This is a genomic window from Methylosinus sp. LW4 (assembly GCF_000379125.1).
Lineage (GTDB): Bacteria > Pseudomonadota > Alphaproteobacteria > Rhizobiales > Beijerinckiaceae > Methylosinus.
In genome coordinates, this window is record NZ_KB900626.1 from 560236 (window position 1) to 577934 (window position 17699).

Here is a 17699-nt window from a genome sequence, read left to right on the forward strand (position 1 = left end):
CTCTCCTGGGCCGAGGCCCTGTTCTGCGCGCCGGTCTCCCGGCGCTTTATTCGCGCGAGCGAAAAGAACCGCCACGGCAGCCCATCACTGGCCGGGCGGTTCGGAAGCGCGGCTTATAAGCGGAAAGACAGGGGGATGGCAAGAGCCGCGTCGCTCGGCTCGCATATGGCGCGGGTCTAGCTATAGGACCCCAATTCGTAGAGCTCGACGCCGAGCGCCTCGCTGCATGCGTCCAGAAAGCGGCGCGACAGTTTTCCTTCCTTTCCGTCTTCGATGGCGGGAGGAATGGATTTCTCGCAATCTATCGCCACGGCGAAGCGATAGCATATGCCGCCATGGATCGTCTGGCTCTCGCCGGTGGCGCCATTGGTGAATGTGACGAGCCTTTCCCGAGGCTCGAAACGCGCGCCGCAGGAGGGGCAGAGGCGCCGAATCGCGACGTCCTCGAACGGCGCGCGCGAATAGGAGAGGTCCTCGCCGCATCGGCAATGCGGGTCGACCGTCCCGGTATCGTCGTAGCAATTGATCGTCTCGGTGCGGAAATCCTCACTGGCTTCGATGAGCAGCCGATAATTCGGCGGATCGTCGCGGCTCGGGCGCTGCTCGAATGGATAGGCAAGGCCATTGGCGAGCGGGTCTTCGATCGTCCAGCCGACAGTCACCGCGCGATCGGCCAGCGCGGCGAAGGATTCCTCGGTGAGAGGAACGGCGAAGGGCCGCTCGACATCCACGAGATCGAGAACAGGGGGCTGCTCCGGCGCTTTGGAGCCGAATATTCGCTTCCACCAAGGCTTCGGAGGCTCCTGCGCGGCCGAGGTCGTTCGTTCGGCGGCCTCGCGACGCCAATCGTCGAGTAAATAGCTCGGGCCGTCGCCCGCTTCGGGCCGCGGAATGAAGCGCGCGGCAGCCAATGCGTCGATGAGCGCTGCAATGCGCTGGGGCTCGGGACGAAAGGAATTGTCCAGCGGAATCAGATAGTGCACGTAATAAACGCCCATGCGCGCGCTCGCTCGGACCATAAGGCCTAAAGAGACAACATGCGCGGCCGCAGCGATGCGTCTTACGCCGTTTGGCTACCGCAACCTCGATGTGGTGTCGAGCGTCGGCGGGCGTCGCGGCTCCACGCCGCTCGAGCGCCGCCCTGCCGAACGCGAAGCCCGCCGGAGCCGGCCGCTGCGCTCTTTTCTGAAACGACAGGGGAGCGTATAGAGTGGCCCGACGCCGCAACGCAAATCGTTCGGTCGAGGCGCCGGTTTAGCTCAGCTGGTAGAGCAACTGATTTGTAATCAGTAGGTCGCGGGTTCGAATCCTGCAACCGGCACCAATTAAGCATATGAAAAATAAGCGTTATTTTGTGTCTGCGACCCGGCAAAATTCGGCGCGTGAATTCACGTCACCACATTGTCACCAATTTCAGCCCCGGAGCCATCCAAGCTCGCCGAGGTTGGGGGCGCCCCTCGACACTGACTGGATGGCGCAGCGAGCGGCGCAGGAGCGCGACGGATGCGCCTCTGAAGTCGCAGTCCAAGCCAGTGCGCGTGCGCGGCCGAAATGCTGGCGACGCCGAGCGTCGAGCATCAACGACGCATCACGCAGGCCGCCAGCGTTCTCCCTGGGAGGGGGAATGCGAAGGCGCCAACCACCCCTCTATCACACCGTCGGCGCCGCCGAGGGCCAAGGTAGCCTCCGTCATTGCGCTTCTAGGGCGAGGGCGATGCCTTGCCCGCCACCAATGCAGAGTGTGACGACGCCACGCCTGAGGCCGTCCCGCCGCATCGAATAGAGAAGGCGCGTGACAAGGATCGCGCCGGTCGCCCCGATCGGATGGCCGTGAGCGATCGCGCCTCCCTCCACGTTCACGAGGTCCAGCGGTATCGCAAGTTCGGCGGCCACAGCGAGAGGCACGGCGGCGAATGCTTCGTTGATCTCGAAGCGTTCCACATCCCCCAGCTTCCAACCTGCACGGTCCAGCGCCTTTCGGACGGCAGGCACAGGACCGATGCCGAATAGGCCTGGCTCGACCGCAGCCACAGCCGAGGCCACGAGCCGGCCCATGGGCGCGATCCCGTTCGCCTCGGCGAATCCGCGTTTGGCGACGACCATGGCCGCGGCGCCGCTGTTCAGACCCGGCGCATTGCCGGCCGTAATGGTCCCACCGTCTCTGAACGCTGGCCGAAGCTTCGCGAGTATCTCGATCGTGGTGTCTGGACGTGGAGCTTCGTCGACAGCGAACCGCACGCTTCCCTTCCGACCGGGCGCCTCGATGGGCGCGATCTCGTCCGTAAAGAGACCGGCCTCCCGCGCGCGGGAGAACGCCTGCTGCGAGCGGACGGCGAATGCGTCCTGCTGCTCCCGCGTCAGCCCTGCGCGGGTGACGAGGTCTTCGGTGTGCCAGCCGGAATGTTTGCCGGAGAATGCATCCTCGAGGCCGTCTGTCACCGCGCTGTCGAAGATCTCGGCCGCCCCCAATCGGTAGCCCCAACGGCCGTTGCCGAGAATGTAAGGCGCGCGGTCCATGCTCTCCAGTCCGCCCGCGATCGCAATGTCGATCTCACCTGCGACGATTTCCGTGGCGGCCGTGGCGATGGCTTGGGCCCCAGATCCGCAGACGCGGTTTACGGTCATTGCGGGAACGCTCACCGGCAGCCCGCCGCCGATCGCGGCCTGCCGAGCCGGGTTCATGCGGTTGCCGGCCTGGATGACATTGCCCATCACCACGCCGCCGACGCGGGTCGGGTCGAGACCTGAACGGCGCAGTGTCTCGGCGACGACCGTCGAGCCAAGTGTCGTCGCCGAGACCTCCTTGAGCGCACCACCGAAGGCTCCGATTGCCGTCCGGACAGGGCTGCAGATGACGATCTCACGCGTTTTCATAGTATGTCTCCGTGTTGACGTACGTGACGCCATGACACTTCACAGATCAGGCCCGTGATCACGACGTTTGAATGAGCGCGGTCGCGCTTTTTCTCGCGCAGTCAGTTCCCGGTGGCGCTTCAGGAGAACAACGCCTGAAATAGAAAGAGCGCCCGGAAGATCGCCGGTGAAACCAAACGTCGCTTCCGTTGCTCGATCGCCTTGATGATCGCCTCAGCGGCCCGATCCGTCGTCAGCGGCGGAATGGCCTTCGAAGCATGTTCTCGGCTTCCGGGATTATGCTCCCAATAGCTGCTCTCCACGACGCCGAGCACGACGAGGCTGACGAACACGCCTTTCGCTTCGACTTCCGTGCGCAGGGCATCCGAAAAGCCCTTCAACGCTTGGCGTGCGGCAATGTAAGCGGCTGCATTCGGCCACACCATATAAGACGCCGGAGAGGTCACGTTGACGATATGGCCGTTCCCCGCCGCCAACAATCGCGGAAGGAAGACTCTCGTTACGTCGAACGCGGCGAGATAAGGGAGCTCGATCATCTGTCGAGCTTCTTGCGGAGTCGTTTCGACAGTCGGGAGCCAGCGACCGGAGCCGGCATTATTGATGATGATATCGGGCGCTCCGGCCTTTTCGAGCACTTGTTCGCCCATGCGAGATATTTGATCGGAGCTCGAGAGATCGCACTCTATGGCGAGCGCGCTGCCTCCCGCCGCTTCGATCTCTCGCGCCAATTGCGCCAGTCTGTCGCCCGAACGCGCGACCAGGATGACGCGCGCTCCTTTGCCGGCGAGCGCGCGCGCCGTCGCGGCGCCGATGCCGCTCGAGGCGCCAGTCACGAGCGCAAGTTTTCCTGCGATTTCCATTGCCATGACTCCTTGCCGATCGGCTCGAGATGAGGGGGCCTCATCGCATTGAGCGGGTCATTACTCTGGCGCAGCATTGGAGCTACGGTTTCGAACCGACCTCCAAACCCACGTCATGAGCCGTAGGGCGGCCGGTCGAAAGACCGAGGCCGTCATGTTCAGCCATTGGACTCGCGCCCGCAGGCGTCACTTTGAACCAGATGGCGTAGAGCGCCGGAAGGAAGAGCAGGATCAGGACAGTGCCGACAGCAGTCCCTCCGATCAGTGTATAGGCCATGGAGCCCCAGAACACCGAGTGGGTCAGCGGAATGAAAGCGAGGACGGCTGCGAGCGCCGTCAAGATCACAGGGCGTGCGCGTTGGACAGTCGCCTCGATGACTGCGTGATAGGTATCCAGGCCCTCTGCCTCATTGGTCTGAATCTGACCGATCAGAATTAAGGTGTTGCGCATCAGAATGCCGGAGAGGCCGATCAGTCCCAGGATTGCATTGAAGCCGAAGGGCTGTCCGAACAGCAGCAGGATCGGAACCGTGCCGAGCAATCCGAGAGGCGCCGTCAGAAACACCATTCCCATCGCAGGCAGGGACCGGACTTGAAGGACGATGACGAACAGCGTGAAGAGAATCATGATCGGGAAGATCGGAACCAGGGCCGAATTGGCCTTGTTCGATTCCTCGGCGTTGCCGCCCATCTCGATCCGATATTGATCGGGAAGGCGCGCGATGATCGGCGCCAGCGCTGTCTGGATTTCGGTCGAGACTTGCGGCGGCTGAAGCGCCTCGTCGATGTCGCATTGAACCGTGATCGTCGGCGTCCGGTCGCGCCGCCTCAAAATGGGCTCTTCCGGGCGGATCTCGATGTGGCCGATCTGGCTCAGCGGAATCGAATTCCCGCTCTTGCCGGCCAGTGTGAGGTCGCCGAGCTTGACCGGATCGAGACGCTCCGGTCCCGCGCTGCGCCCCGCCACATCGACGATTCGAATATCCTCGCGCACCTGCGTGGCGGTGACGCCGGTGAGCAGAAACTGCAGCTGCTCGGCCACGTCGATGGAGGTGAGGCCGATCAGCTGGAGACGATCCTGATCCAGAACGAAGTGAACCGTCGGCGCCCGCTCGCCCCAGTCCTGATTGACTTGGCGCGTGTTCGGATTGGCCCGCATCACCGCCATCACCTCATCGGCGATGGCGCGCACCTTGGTCGTCTCCGGCCCCATCACGCGAAACGAGACTGGAAAATGCGTGTAGGGGCCGAACACCAGCTGCGACACGCGAATGCGCGCCTCGGGCGCCAGCCCTTCGGCGACGCGTTCTCTAAATCGAATCTTGAGGCGGTCGCGAGCCTCCGCATCCGGCGTCAAGACGACGAGCTTTGCGAAGGACGCATCGGGGAGCTCGGGACTATAGGAGAAAAAGAAACGCGGCGCGCCTTGACCGATATAGGTCGTGACGATTTTCGTTTCGGGCTGCTGCTTCAGCCAATTCTCCAGCTTTGCGGCCGCGGCGCTGGTCGTCTCTATGCTCGAGCCTTCGGGCATCTGGACCTCGGCCAGAACTTCCGGTCGGTCCGAGGTCGGGAAAAATTGTTTCTTGACGACGGCCATTCCTGCGCCCGCGAGGACGAATAGTCCGATCACGATCCCCGCGACCTTGAATTTCTGATCCACCGCCGATGTTATGAGGCGTCGAAGCTTCTGATAATTCGGCGTCGCATAGATCGCATGGTGTCCGCCTTCGATCGGTCTGATGTCGGGAAGCAGCTTCACCCCCAAATAGGGAGTGAAGACCACGGCGACGATCCAAGACGTGATCAGCGCGAAACCGACGATCCAGAAAATATTGCCGGCATATTCGCCTGCCGTCGAGCGCGCGAATCCGACAGGCGTGAAGCCGATGATGGTCACCAGTGTGCCCGACAGCATCGGCGCGGCGGTATTGCTCCAGGCATAAGCCGCAGCTTTGATGCGGTCGTAGCCTTCTTCCAGCTTCACCACCATGATCTCGATGGCGATGATCGCATCGTCGACGAGCAGACCGAGCGAGATGATCAAGGCGCCGAGCGTGACGCGATCGAACACGCGGTCCGTGACCAGCATGATGACGAGAACCGCCGCGAGAGTGAGCGGAACTGCGGCCGCGACCACGATACCGACGCGCCAACCGAGACTGACTAGGCTCACGACGAGGACCACGCCGAGAGCGACGAAGAATTTGAGCATGAACTCGTCGACAGACTCCGCGATGTTGACGGCCTGATCGCTGACCTTGGTGAAGGATAGCCCGGCCGGCAGCTCTTGCGCGATCTTGGCTTCCTCCGCATCCAGCGCCTTTCCCAGCTCGAGGCCGTTCACCCCTTCCTTCATGACGAGGCTGAGCGCCATGGCCGGCTCGCCATTGTGACGGATCAGATAGGTCGCTGGATCCTCATAGCCGCGTGTGACCTCCGCAATGTCGGACAGCTTCAGCACGCGGCCGCCGCTGACCAGAGGCGTGTCGGCGATCTTTTGCAGGCTGTCGAAGGCGCCGTCGATGCGAATGAAGACCTGCGGCCCGTCGGCGTCGATCGATCCCGCGGGAGTGACCGCGTTCTGACGCCGGAGCGCATCGATGATTTCGCGCGGCGCGATCCCGAGCGTCGCAAGCCGCTCATAGGAGAAGTTGACGAAAATTCGTTCCGGGCGCTCGCCGAGGATATCGACCTTTTTGACGCCGGGCACATGCAATAGCCTTTGACGCAATGCTTCCGCCTCACGCGTCAGCTCGCGCGGCTGCATGCCGTGGGCTTTCACGGCATATACCGCGAAGCTCACATCGGAATATTCGTCGTTCACGAATGGGCCGAGCGCGCCGGCAGGCAGCTTGTGCGCCTCGTCGCCGAGCTTCTTTCGCGCTTGATAAAACTCCTCCTGAACGAGTGACGGCGGAGTCTTGTCCTGCAGCGTCAGGGTCATGAAAGCGAGGCCCGGGCGCGTGAAGGTCTCGACGCGATCATACCAGCGCAATTCTTGCAGCCGCTTCTCGAGCGGCTCGGCGACGAGATTCTGCATCTCCTCGGCGGTCGCCCCGGGCCAGGCCGCGGTTACGATCAGCGACTTGATCGTGAAGGCCGGATCTTCCGCGCGGCCGAGCCGGCTGAAGGCGAAGACGCCAGCCGCGGTGACGGCGATCAGAAGAAAGAGCGTGATCGCTCGTTCGCGAACCGCCAGGGCGGAGAGATTGAAGCCGCTCATTTCGCCGCCTTCTCGTTCCGAGCCTGTCCGGCATCGGCGTGCTCGCCATTGGTGCGAACGTGTTCGCCTTCGTGCAGAAGATGGGCGCCGAGCGCCACGACCTGCTCGCCGGCGACGACTCCCTTCAGGAGAATTGCTCTTTCCGCGCCGAGGCGCGCGATCTGGACCGGACGGAACGAAACCGTGTCGCCATTCACAATCCAAACGCCGGGTCCGTCGCCCTTGTCGAAAATCGCTCCGAGCGGCGTCGACGTCGCCGAAGCCGCATCGTCCTTGGCGAGGTAGACGGTGACCGTCGCGCCGAGCGGCGCTTGCTGCGCCGCGCCTTCCAGCACGTAGCGGGCTTCGAAGGTGCGGGTCTGCGGATCGGCGGCGTCCGAGAGCTGCCTCAGATGCGCGACCGCGCCGGCCTGGCTCCCGTATACAGTCGCCCGCGCCGTCGATCCGATCGACGGGCGTATCGTCTCAGGCAGATTGACAGCCGCTTCGCGCGGTCCCGAGTGTGCGAGCTTCACGACGATCTGGCCCGCGGAAACGACTTGGCCGGGCTCGGCGAGCGTCTCGACCACGACGCCGTCGGCGTCCGCGAGCAGAGTGGAATATTCGAGCTCGTCCTTCGCGACTTTCAGCTGCGCTTCGGCCGCGTCCAATTGGGCGCGGTTGGCGTCCGCTGCTGCTTTTGCCTGATCGTAGGCCGATTTGGACACTGCGCCGGAGCCGACCAGCTTGCGATAGCGCGCTTCATCGGCCGCCGCCTGAGCGTAACGGGCCTTCGCAGCGGTGACATCGCCGGCTCGAACGGTGATCGCGTGCTGATAATCGATGGAATCGATACGCATGACGGGCTGGCGAGCTCGCACTTTCTGGCCGGTGTCGACCAGACGCTCGATGACCTTGCCTCCCACTCGGAAGCCGAGATTGCTCTGCACGCGCGCGGCGACGACGCCTGTGAAGGCTCGCTCTGGCGCGCCGGCCCGCTCTACGGTCGCGACTCGGACAAGCTGCTGCTTGGTTCTCGGGTCTTGTTCGGATTTGCCGCAGGCCGCGAGGCTCAAGGCGGCGATAAGAGCTGTCGCGGCGACAGTCGATTTTTCCAATCGGGGCATGTTCGGGGTCCCAAGCCAAGCTCGGAACCCAAATTAGAAACTAGTGACGATATTGTCAATCAGTCACTCGTTACGGAGCGCAAGCTAGGGGGCAAGGCTCCGCAGCACCAAATTGGCCATGACGGCCGCGCGCTCCTCGAGATCATCGAGGTGCCGCTCGAGAAGGCGCGGACTCCAGCATAGCTCCATCGTCTGGAGAATGGCGCGACATGTTTCCTCTATGGGCGTCTTGCGCTCGAACTCGCCCTTCTCGCGCCCTTCCGCGACGAGCTCGCGGATGAGCCCCAGCATCGCTTCCTCGTAGTCGGAGATCGGCCGCCACGCTTCCGAGCAGGCCGTGATCACGATTTCGTGGAGCTTTCGCTCATTGAAGAAAAGCGCCGCGCTTTCGCGCGTGAGGCGCTGGTACATAGCGCGAAGCCTCTCGGCGGCCGACTTCTTTTGGTCCACGACCTTCTGCAGCTCGGCGATAATTCCTCCCAGAGCGGCTGCGCTGACCGCTTCGCCGATCGCCTGCTTGGATTCGAAAAATTTGTAGATATAGGCGGTCGACAGGCCGATCGCTCTGGCGAGGTCCGCCACCGTCGTCTTGTTATAGCCATAACGCCGGAAATGCTCGTTCGCCGCGTTGACGATCTGCTCGCGCCGCTCGTGTTCAGCCGGCCCGCGGCGCCCCGGCGGCGAATCGGAAGCAGCTTTTGGGTCGCTCTTTTTTGTCATGGAGCCACCATATGCCAAAATCCTGCGCTCAAATCCAACTCGGCTCGCGGGAGGAGCGATTCGAGGATGAGAGGTCTGGCGATCAGCGTCCATTCTGGCCTCCTATTCGGATGGGGCTCGTCGATCCTCGGCCAGGCGGCGCGATGGCGTCGAACTCGGACGCTCCAGCCGTTCGACCGATTGATAGCTCGCACGCGTCACATCTTACGCGTCGAGTTATGAATTGACAATATCGTCACTCATAACCTATTTCTGAGCCGGGGAGCTGAAGCGACAGCGGTCGCGGCTCCCGAGGCGGCGCAGCGTCGCTTTTGCCCGACATGAAGAGGCCCGGCCGATGACATTCGCCTCCACTCCGAAATCTCCGCTCGCGCGAGATCACAAGGCGCTCGCTCTGGCGGCGACACTCTTCGGCGCGAGCGTTTCGGGATGCGCAGTCGGTCCCGACTATGCGGCCCCGACGATATCGCTCGCGGATTTTCACAGCGTCGGCGCCCTTCCGGCGCGTCGGGACGACTCGCCGCCGCTGGATCGATGGTGGACGGGATTTGACGATCCCACGCTGACACGCATCATTCGACGCGCCCTGGACCAAAATCTCGATCTGGCGGCGTCGCTCGCGCGCGTCGAGCAGGCCCGCGCCGCCGCGCGGGAAGCCGGCGCCAAGCTTTTGCCGACCACGGATGCGACCGCGCAGGCGGTGAAAATCCGCCAGTCGCTCGAAAGTCCGGTCGGCGCGATCGGAAGAAACCTGCCAGGCTATGATCCGAACCAGGCTTTGTTCGACCTCGGAATCAGCTCGAGCTGGGAAATCGATGTTTTCGGCGGCTTGCGTCGCGGCGCCGAGGCGGCCAGCGCCGAGGCCGAAGCCGCCGAGGCGGCTCGTCTCGGGACGCGCATCTCGGTGGCGGCCGACGCCGCTGACGCTTATTTTCAGATACGCGGAGATCAGGCCCAAATCGCTGCGACGGAAGGGCAGATCGCAACCGACGCGCATCTGCTCGACCTCGTTCGCCAACGTTCCTCCCTCGGCCTCGCATCGGCGCGGGAAACGGCGCAAGCCGAAGCGCTTCTCTATCAGGCGCGCAGCGCGCTTCCACCGCTGCGCGTCGATCTGGAGGCGCAGCTCAATCGCCTGGACGTCCTCATGGGCGCGCAACCCGGGACCTATGCGGCGGAACTGAGAGCGCCTGCGAATATACCAGCGGTTTCTCACATTTTCGGAAGCGACAAGCCGATAGACGTCTTACGCCGCCGGCCGGACGTCATCGCCGCCGAACGGCGACTCGCATCGTCCAATGCGCGGATCGGCGAAGCGATCTCCGGCTACTATCCGAAAATTTCTGTCTCCGGGCTGCTCGGCTTCGAAAGCATGAATGTTTCGCATCTCTTCAGATCCGCGACATTCCAACCCCAGGCGGTCGCGGGCTTGCGCTGGCGGCTGTTCGATTTCGGCAAGATCGACTCCGAGGTGGCGCAGGCCGAAGGCGCGCACGCCGAGGCGCTCGCCAGATATCGGCAATCGATCTTGCGCGCGGCCGAAGACGTCGAGAACGCGTTCACCGCCTTCAGGCAATCCAAGGCGCAAACGAAAGAGCTGGAGGCGGAGATATCGGCTGTGAAGCGAGCCCTCACTCTCGCGCAGAGCGCCTACCGCGCCGGAGGAATACCGCTCACCGACGCGCTCGACGCCGATCGGCAATTGTTGGTCGCGAGAAGCGAGCTCGCTCGCAGTCGCGCAGACACGGCGAGGGCCGCTGTCCGCGTGTTCAGAGCATTGGGCGGAACGCCCGACTCCGCGCCGTGAACGATCGACGGTGGAGTTGACGATAGACGTGCTCCGTGGCGTCCGGCGCGCTCCACGGTCGACGAGGGGGCATAATGGATCAAATCACGCCGACGTTGGAGAGGCTATCATCGGGCCCTCCTTCGCGAGGCCGCGATAGACGCTGGGCGCATGTCCCGTCCACTTCTTGAAGGCTTTGCGGAAGCTCGTCGCATCTGCGAAGCCCACGCGTTCGGCGACTTCGTCGATCTGCAGCCTCGTGTTCTCCAAATACTCGGCGGCGATCGATCGACGCAGATCGTCGATGATTTCCTGATATGACACGCCGCTCTCCGAGAGCCGCCGATGCAGGGTGCGCAAAGAAAGGCCCAACTTGTCCGCGATTTCCCGCGCGGGTGGAAATTGCTGCGAGCTGTTGAGGCAGACGACGCGGATCTGCCGCGCCAAATCGGCGCCGCCGGTCGTCTCGGCCAACACCCGATCGCAGAATTGCTGGCAGACTTGGGCGGTGATCGGATTGGCGTTCGGGCAGGCTCGATCGAGGACGGCGGGGTCGAAATGCCACTCCATGGTCTCGCCGCCGAATTCGACCGGGCAATCGAACATTCGCTCGTAGAGCCGCCAATATTGCGGGCGCGGGAAGGTGAAAATCATGCGCTTGGTCGGAAAGTGCGTCCCCAGCACGTGGCTGAACAGCGATGTCATCGAGCTGCGCCAGAACTCCGCGGCGAAGGGCAGCAGGTCGCCGAGCGCCTCCACGCCGTGACTACGCAGAATGGCGGTCTTGTTCTCGATGCTGAAGCTGATCTGCCTCACGGTTGGCCCAGCCATGGTGACATGTTTGATCGAGAGCAGCAGCGCTTGGCCGAAGGTCGCGCTGCTGACCATGGCGTAACCGTAGATGCCATAGTCGCTCAGCCGCTGCCGCGCGCCAGCGAGCAGGGCGACCTCCGGTCGCGTCGCCAGTCGGCGGGCGTTGGAGTAAATGGCCAGCCGCTGGCGGTGCGACATGCGCGCTCTGGGATCCTCCAACTGGCAAGGCTGGATACCGGTCCGCGCGAAAAGGTTTTCGACGGAGACGCCCTGTGCGCCCAATTCTGCGGCGAGCGCGCTCAACCCCAGGAGGCTTTGCGTTGGAGCGTCGTGGTCGTCTGGCAGTGGATTCACGATCTTGATGGTCTTCAACGATCCCCTCTCCCAGGAGCATTGGCACGATTTGACCACCTCTTCTGCCGCGACGCAATGGGTGATCGCGCGGCGATCAGAGACCAGGCTGGACAGGATAATTCGGAGCCGCTGTAAAGTCTCCCAGCACCGCCCACTGGCACGTTCGAACGCCTAGATTGGCATAGTTCGACGTTACTGACGACGGCGCGAACGCCTAAGCTCCTCGACGACACGGACGAACAAGCGCAGCAAGCGGCCGTGGCTCGATCACAACCGCGGAGAGACGCATGGCTTACGAAACGGTGAACCCAGCGTCGGGAGCACGTTTGAAGTCCTTCGACGATATCTCCGAGGCGGCGCTCGAATCGGCCGTCGCCACTGCTCAATGGGCCTATTCGACGGACTGGCGCGATCGCCCTGTCGGGCAACGCGCTCGAGTTCTTTCCAAAGCGGCGGCGCTGATGCGGGAGCGTGAAAATGAGTATGCCGGCTACGTGACCCTCGAGATGGGCAAGCTCTCGGGAGAGGCCTGGGCCGAGGTTCAGCTTTCCGCGGCGATCCTCGATTACTACGCCAGCCACGCCGAGGAATTCTCGAAGCCCAGGACCTTGTCCGGCTTCCCCGACAGCGTGCTCGAGACCCGGCCGATCGGAGCGATCCTGGCGATCGAGCCATGGAATTTCCCCTACTACCAGGTGGCTCGCGTGGTCGGCCCGCAACTCGCCGCGGGCAATGTCGTGCTGCTCAAGCACGCCGAAAGTGTGCCGCAATGCGCGCTGGCCTTCGAGCGGCTGATGCGCGACGCCGGAGCGCCTGCAGGCGTCTTCACCAACCTCTTCGCCAGCATCGAGCAAATCGGTCGCCTGATTGACGATCCCCGCATCGTCGGGGTGACCGTCACCGGTAGCGAGCGCGCCGGCTCCGCCGTGGCCGAGCGGGCTGGACGCAATCTGAAAAAAGTTGTCGCCGAGCTGGGCGGCAGCGACCCGCTCATCGTCCTCGAGGATGCGCCGCTCGAGTCCACGGTCGACAGCGCCATCTTCGGCCGGATGTTCAACATGGGCCAGAGCTGCGTGTCGTCCAAGCGCATCATCGTGGTCGGCCGGGAGCGAGGACAGGCGTTCCAGAACGCCTTTGTCAAAGGCATGGCGGGACTGAAAGTCGGCGAGCCGACCGCGGAAGACACTGGGCTCGGGCCGATGTCTTCTGAGCGGGCATTGAACCTTCTGCTGGACCAGATCAGCGCCGCCAAGAGGGGCGGCGCGACAGTGGCGGCCGGCGGCGCACGTATCGACCGGCCGGGCTTTTATCTGCAGGCGACGGTCCTGACAGACATAACCTCGGAAAATCCGGTTTATTCGCAGGAGCTATTCGGTCCCGTTGCGTCACTTTTTGTCGTCGACACCGAGGAGGAGGCGATCGCCCTCGCCAACGCCACCCCGTTCGGTCTCGGCGGCTCGGTCTTCGCCGGCGATACAGCGCGCGGCCGCGCGGTCGCCGATCGGATCGAGAGTGGAATGGTCTTTGTGAACCAGCCGGCATGGACGGCCCCGGAGCTGCCGTTCGGCGGCGTCAAGCGCTCTGGCTACGGCCGCGAGCTGTCGGAGCTGGGTTTCGGCGAGTTTGTCAATCGCAAGCTGGTCACTGTCGTTCAGGCTGGCTCCCCTCCATGGGGACCGGTCCAATCCGGCTGACGCCTGCTCGGAAGATGCAGAGCGCAGCCGATAACATCGAGGGAGGAAGCACGATGCCGCTATGGAAGGTTTATACTCCGGTCGGGGCCTACTCGGACGCCGACAAGGCGGAGTTCGTGACGAAGATCACCGAAGCGTATGGCACGGTTCCCATTCCAGCGTTTTATGTCGTGGTCATCTTCGAGGAGGTGGCGGCGAACAACATTTTCGTCGGCGGTAAGCCGCATCCGAAGTTCGTGCGATTCAAAATCGACCAGATGGCCCGAACGGCGAATGGCGCTGTTGTGAGAAGCTGGTGGGTTCACACCATCGATAGCTTTATCGCCCCTTGGGTCAAGGATCGCGGATTCGACTGGGAGGTCACGGTGGATGAGCTTCCAGCCGACCTCTGGTCGATTCAAGGCCAAATTCCGCCTCCTTTCGAGTCCGTAGCGGAGAAGCGCTGGATCGCGGAAAACAAGGTCAGCCCATACTCCAGTCACGAGACGATTCCGGCCAGTGGGAAGATTTGGAACGCCGGCGTCGTCGGCTCCTGAATGACCGGCTACGAGCCGATGTGAGATACAAGGGGCCGGCCGCTTCCCCTGCAGCCGGCCTTTGTTTTCGGCTCGGAAGCCGCACACCTTGCGCTCGAGATATCCGACATCCGCACGGAATACGGCATGAAGGTGCAAGCCGCATCTTCGAGGCAGGATTTTTCCATCGCGCAGACGGCCCTATGCGCGGCCGAGCGCCCATCCGTGACGAAGATTTTCAAGTTGGCGGAGAAAGTCGTTATCTCCATGCATTTGATGAACGGATCGTTCACGGCGGCTAAGCGCATGGTCCCGCGGTCATCGGCGACCTGCGACGCTCGATGTCGGTTCAGTCGCCATGGAAAACAGGCCGGCGACTTTCCGCCTGCGCGGTCAGGCCTTCGATGAAGTCTTTGGTGCGATAGAGCGCGGCGTATTGGGCGCCGAGCTTGGAAAAGGCTTCGGCCTCGCTCGAATCGATCGCCAAATGCGCTGACGCCAGAGTCGTCTGCACGCCAAGTGGCGCACATGCCGCGATCTTCGTGGCGATTTCAAATGCGCGATCGAGAGCGCCTCGGGGCGTCTCCGCTATGTCTTGCAGGACGCCCATTCGATATGCGTCCTGGGCGGTCCAATGATCGCCGGTTAGCATATATCGCATCGCGTTGCCCCAGCCTGCCTCGCGAATGAATCTAACCGTCGAGCCGCCGCCGGGGAAGCGGCCGTGCGAGTTCTCATCCTGTCCGAAGTCGGTGTTGCTCGCCGCTACGCGGATGTCCGCCGAGAGGAAGAATTCGTGCGCCATGTTCCAAGTGTCGCCGTGGACGGCGGCTATGAGCGGCTTCGTACGCTGGGCGCCGAAGTTCAGCGGATTGACGACTTGGGTCAGGCCTGCGAGGGGACCGCCGCTGTTCGCGACAGTCCTGTAAGCTTCGACATCGACGCCGCGAGAAAAACTGTCGCCGTGGCCGAATAAGATCGCGACTCGTAGGGAGGGATCGTGATCATAGTCGTAGAGGGCTCTCGCCAACGCCTGAAATGTTTCGGGGTCGACGCGATTATGAGCTCCTGGTCGATTTAAGCCAAACAGCGCCACCTGTCCGCGGCGTTCGATCGTCAATTTCGTATGTGGCCCGAGCTGCGCTTCTACAAGCGTCCTGGCATGCGCCGTCGGCGCATTAGAAGCGTTTTGCGCGAGCGGAGTTTGATGCTCCTGCTCCGCGCCGAGTGCGGAGGTCGCCGCTGTGATTGCCGGAATCACGGTTGCAGATGCGGTCGCCTTGATCAGGTCGCGGCGGGCAATAACGGATTCTTTTTCCATTCGTCGCTACTCCGAATTTGGAGGTTCTATGGCCTGACATGTTTGGTCGACCACTCGGCGGGCGGCGTCATCGTTGGTGCGACGATCATCGAGGCGGGGATGGGATCGACGCTGCGCCACCCGAGGCGGTCTGGGACCATGACAAGGATGACGCTCCATTGTTCTCCGGGCATTCGACGAGGGACGAAAGATCGCGGCGTTCAGCCGCTGTTCGGCGAGACGATGCGAATTGGGCGTGTCCCGATCTTCGCGCCTGTGACCTCATCCACGGCCACAGGCTTGATCTCCACCCCTGTTTCAGCGTCCAAAAAACGCGTCAACTTACCTCCGCCACGATATTGGCTTCCCCACGCTCCGATCATGAAGAGAACCGGCAAAAAATCGCGCCCGGCGGTCGTCAGCAGATACTCCTCGCGCGGAGGACGTTCCGAGTAGCGCCGCTTCTGCAGCAATCCCTCTTCCGTCAGCGTCGTCAGCCGCCGGGTCAGGATCGTCGGCGCGATGCCGAGGCTCTTGCGGAATTGGTCGAAGCGCGTGAGCCCCATCTGCGCGTCCCGCAGGATCAGCATGCTCCACGCATCGCCGACGAGAGCCAGGCTTCGCGCGATCGGGCAGGGGTCGAGGAGAGGGTCTTTATCGCTCATATGCTTTTCGATAGAGAGTCGCTTTCAAATCGATAGTATCACTCCGTCGGCGGATGTTCCACCCCGCTCTACAGCGTGGGTTCAATGATCCCGCTCACGGCCCTCACCACGATTCGCGACAGCGACGGCCAAGGTTGGCGCGACCGTCTTCGGAACCAGCCGCCGAAGGGTCGAGATAAATTTTTATGTCGATATCGATTCGGTAGTGACATGATACCAAAAAGATAGTAACTCTCGCCAGAGTTCGTTCCCCCATCACATGGAAGGAAAATATGATGGACAAGCCCAATCGAGGCGTCGCGCTCGTCACTGGCGCTACGTCAGGCATCGGACGCGCGACGGCCGTCGAATTGCAGAAAGCCGGATACCGGGTCTTCGGCACCGGCCGAAAGGCGACCTCCGTCGGTTCCGATAGCATCACGATGCTGAGCTGCGATGTTACCGATGACGTCTCCGTGACGAAGTTGGTCGAGGATGTCATGGCTGTGGCCGGGCGTATCGACTTGCTCGTTAACAATGCCGGCATCGGCCTCATGGGCGGGACCGAAGAATCCTCTATCGCTCAAGCGCAGCGGCTGTTCGATGTAAACGTATTCGGGGTTCTGCGCGTAACAAATCAGGTCCTTCCGATTATGCGCAAACAAAAGGCCGGACGGATCGTCAACATCAGCTCAGCGCTGGGTTTGATCCCGGCGCCTTTTTTGGCACTTTATGGGGCTACAAAGCACGCTTTGGAAGGCTATTCGGAATCGCTGGATCACGAAGTGCGTTCGCAGGGCATCCGCGCTGTCTTGGTGGAGCCGGCTTATACAAAGACGTCTTTCGAAGACAATCTGACGCAGCCCGACCGTCTCAATGATGTATATGATGACGGGCGCGCTGCGATCGCCGTTTCGATGCGAAAGGCGATGGAAAGCGGCGACGATCCCGAGGTCGTCGCCAAAACGGTGTTGCAGGCCGCGTTGGCAAGCAAGCCGAAGCACCGCTATGCCGCCGGCAAAATCGCCCGTCAGGTCAGCTTTCTGCGCCGGTTCGTTCCGGAATCGGCGTTCGACAAGAGCCTCAGAAAGCAAAATGGATTGCCCGCGTGAATGTTTGTGACGGCGGCGCCTTCCAGGGCGTAGCCGTCGCATTCGCAGGTGCGCGCAGAGCGTAGGCCCATGCCGAAGCCGAGCGCGTCCCTCCGCGTTGAAAATGAAGCTCGAGTTCTGCGCCGATCCGCGAGTCTTTCGTGAGCGTGCGTCCGCGAAAGCGCTGAACGTGTGGGATTCCGACGACAATCGTCAAGGTAACGTATTGAATTTCAGTGGGCGCTCGAATTGTCCCGATTCACAGGTCAGATTACCTTCGAAACGCTATCGTAGATATCGAGTGCGAACGAACGATCTAGAAGCCGTCGTGTTGGCGGGCGTGCTGCTCGCTGACGTTGGTCTGCAATAGAGGTGCGCTCCATCATGAATCTCGAAGATCATCCCACGGTCAGACAGCTCCGCGAGGCCGGACGTTCGGATGAAGCGATGAACAAGAGGGAGCCGCTCGGCGCAGAGGAGCTTCTGGAGCTCGCGCGCGCCTGTGGCGCCGACGACGTTGGAATTGTCGAAATCGGTCGGGCCGAGCTCGAGCCGCAGCGCGACGAGATTCTCCGCCATTATCCGTGGACCCGCTCGCTTCTCAGCATCATCGTCAAGATGGCGCGCGAGCCGGTCCGGGGAACGCCGAGATCTGTCGCCAATCTCGAGTTCCATCGCGCTGGCCACGAGGTCAATGAGGTTTGCGCCCGCATTGT

At 62.5% G+C, this 17699-nt stretch carries 13 protein-coding genes and 1 tRNA gene; 5 read left to right on the forward strand and 9 right to left on the reverse strand.

Annotated features, from left to right (window positions below):
* Positions 1 to 176 precede the first annotated feature (176 nt).
* A complete protein-coding gene (locus tag METLW4_RS0102925) occupies positions 177 to 998 on the reverse strand; it encodes a hypothetical protein (protein WP_157234814.1) in 822 nt (273 codons plus the stop codon).
* Between the two features lie 250 nt (positions 999 to 1248).
* Here METLW4_RS0102925 and METLW4_RS0102930 point away from each other — a divergent pair.
* Positions 1249 to 1324 (forward strand) — tRNA-Thr (locus METLW4_RS0102930).
* Positions 1325 to 1689: 365 nt separating this feature from the next.
* Here the strand turns inward: METLW4_RS0102930 and METLW4_RS0102935 are convergent.
* The 5 genes from METLW4_RS0102935 to METLW4_RS0102955 all read right to left on the reverse strand — a co-directional run bounded on the left by METLW4_RS0102935 (position 1690) and on the right by METLW4_RS0102955 (position 8786).
* Entirely contained in the window at positions 1690 to 2874 is a 1185-nt protein-coding gene (locus METLW4_RS0102935; RefSeq protein ID WP_018264714.1) for a thiolase family protein, read from the reverse strand.
* A gap of 119 nt (positions 2875 to 2993) precedes the next feature.
* Positions 2994 to 3740 (reverse strand): SDR family NAD(P)-dependent oxidoreductase, encoded by a 747-nt coding sequence (locus tag METLW4_RS23735; RefSeq protein ID WP_083919183.1) that lies wholly within the window; start codon positions 3738 to 3740, stop codon positions 2994 to 2996.
* Positions 3741 to 3816: 76 nt separating this feature from the next.
* Entirely contained in the window at positions 3817 to 6960 is a 3144-nt protein-coding gene (locus METLW4_RS0102945; RefSeq protein ID WP_018264716.1) for an efflux RND transporter permease subunit, read from the reverse strand.
* Positions 6957 to 8066, reverse strand: coding sequence for an efflux RND transporter periplasmic adaptor subunit (locus METLW4_RS0102950; RefSeq protein ID WP_043331657.1), 1110 nt, complete (start codon positions 8064 to 8066; stop codon positions 6957 to 6959). Before METLW4_RS0102950 ends, METLW4_RS0102945 begins: the two co-directional genes overlap by 4 nt.
* A gap of 84 nt (positions 8067 to 8150) precedes the next feature.
* Entirely contained in the window at positions 8151 to 8786 is a 636-nt protein-coding gene (locus METLW4_RS0102955) for a TetR/AcrR family transcriptional regulator (protein WP_018264718.1), read from the reverse strand.
* Between the two features lie 337 nt (positions 8787 to 9123).
* Between METLW4_RS0102955 and METLW4_RS0102960 the strand changes: the two genes are divergently transcribed.
* The gene (locus tag METLW4_RS0102960) at positions 9124 to 10593 is read left to right on the forward strand and encodes an efflux transporter outer membrane subunit (RefSeq protein ID WP_018264719.1); all 1470 of its coding nucleotides are present in this window, start codon (positions 9124 to 9126) and stop codon (positions 10591 to 10593) included.
* Between the two features lie 84 nt (positions 10594 to 10677).
* Here METLW4_RS0102960 and METLW4_RS0102965 read toward each other — a convergent pair whose 3' ends face one another.
* The gene (locus METLW4_RS0102965; protein ID WP_026191204.1) at positions 10678 to 11757 is read right to left on the reverse strand and encodes an AraC family transcriptional regulator; all 1080 of its coding nucleotides are present in this window, start codon (positions 11755 to 11757) and stop codon (positions 10678 to 10680) included.
* A 269-nt stretch (positions 11758 to 12026) separates the two neighbouring features.
* Here METLW4_RS0102965 and METLW4_RS0102970 point away from each other — a divergent pair, with 269 nt between their 5' ends.
* Together METLW4_RS0102970 and METLW4_RS0102975 are read left to right on the forward strand one after the other, a co-directional pair.
* The gene (locus tag METLW4_RS0102970) at positions 12027 to 13433 is read left to right on the forward strand and encodes an NAD-dependent succinate-semialdehyde dehydrogenase (RefSeq protein ID WP_026191205.1); all 1407 of its coding nucleotides are present in this window, start codon (positions 12027 to 12029) and stop codon (positions 13431 to 13433) included.
* 53 nt (positions 13434 to 13486) lie between these two features.
* Entirely contained in the window at positions 13487 to 13969 is a 483-nt protein-coding gene (locus METLW4_RS0102975; RefSeq protein ID WP_043331662.1) for a tautomerase family protein, read from the forward strand.
* Positions 13970 to 14297: 328 nt separating this feature from the next.
* On the opposite strand, the gene METLW4_RS23740 is transcribed toward METLW4_RS0102975, so the two are convergent.
* Together METLW4_RS23740 and METLW4_RS0102990 are read right to left on the reverse strand one after the other, a co-directional pair.
* Positions 14298 to 15269 (reverse strand): enoyl-CoA hydratase-related protein, encoded by a 972-nt coding sequence (locus METLW4_RS23740; protein ID WP_026191206.1) that lies wholly within the window; start codon positions 15267 to 15269, stop codon positions 14298 to 14300.
* 200 nt (positions 15270 to 15469) lie between these two features.
* Positions 15470 to 15913, reverse strand: a complete 444-nt coding sequence (locus tag METLW4_RS0102990) for a winged helix-turn-helix transcriptional regulator (protein WP_018264725.1) — start codon at positions 15911 to 15913, stop codon at positions 15470 to 15472.
* 275 nt (positions 15914 to 16188) lie between these two features.
* Between METLW4_RS0102990 and METLW4_RS0102995 the strand changes: the two genes are divergently transcribed.
* On the forward strand, positions 16189 to 17004 hold the full coding sequence (locus tag METLW4_RS0102995; RefSeq protein WP_026191207.1) for an oxidoreductase: 816 nt from the start codon (positions 16189 to 16191) through the stop codon (positions 17002 to 17004).
* Positions 17005 to 17699: the final 695 nt, after the last annotated feature.

Coding starts and splice junctions, on each gene's coding strand:
- METLW4_RS0102950 (WP_043331657.1), bottom strand. CDS start 8,066: ATGCCCCGATTGGAAAAATCGACTGTCGCCGCGACAGCTCTTATCGCC.
- METLW4_RS0102995 (WP_026191207.1), top strand. CDS start 16,189: ATGGACAAGCCCAATCGAGGCGTCGCGCTCGTCACTGGCGCTACGTCA.
- METLW4_RS0102960 (WP_018264719.1), top strand. CDS start 9,124: ATGACATTCGCCTCCACTCCGAAATCTCCGCTCGCGCGAGATCACAAG.
- METLW4_RS0102925 (WP_157234814.1), bottom strand. CDS start 998: ATGGGCGTTTATTACGTGCACTATCTGATTCCGCTGGACAATTCCTTT.
- METLW4_RS23740 (WP_026191206.1), bottom strand. CDS start 15,269: ATGGAAAAAGAATCCGTTATTGCCCGCCGCGACCTGATCAAGGCGACC.
- METLW4_RS0102945 (WP_018264716.1), bottom strand. CDS start 6,960: ATGAGCGGCTTCAATCTCTCCGCCCTGGCGGTTCGCGAACGAGCGATC.
- METLW4_RS23735 (WP_083919183.1), bottom strand. CDS start 3,740: ATGGCAATGGAAATCGCAGGAAAACTTGCGCTCGTGACTGGCGCCTCG.
- METLW4_RS0102970 (WP_026191205.1), top strand. CDS start 12,027: ATGGCTTACGAAACGGTGAACCCAGCGTCGGGAGCACGTTTGAAGTCC.
- METLW4_RS0102955 (WP_018264718.1), bottom strand. CDS start 8,786: ATGACAAAAAAGAGCGACCCAAAAGCTGCTTCCGATTCGCCGCCGGGG.
- METLW4_RS0102935 (WP_018264714.1), bottom strand. CDS start 2,874: ATGAAAACGCGTGAGATCGTCATCTGCAGCCCTGTCCGGACGGCAATC.
- METLW4_RS0102990 (WP_018264725.1), bottom strand. CDS start 15,913: ATGAGCGATAAAGACCCTCTCCTCGACCCCTGCCCGATCGCGCGAAGC.
- METLW4_RS0102975 (WP_043331662.1), top strand. CDS start 13,487: ATGCCGCTATGGAAGGTTTATACTCCGGTCGGGGCCTACTCGGACGCC.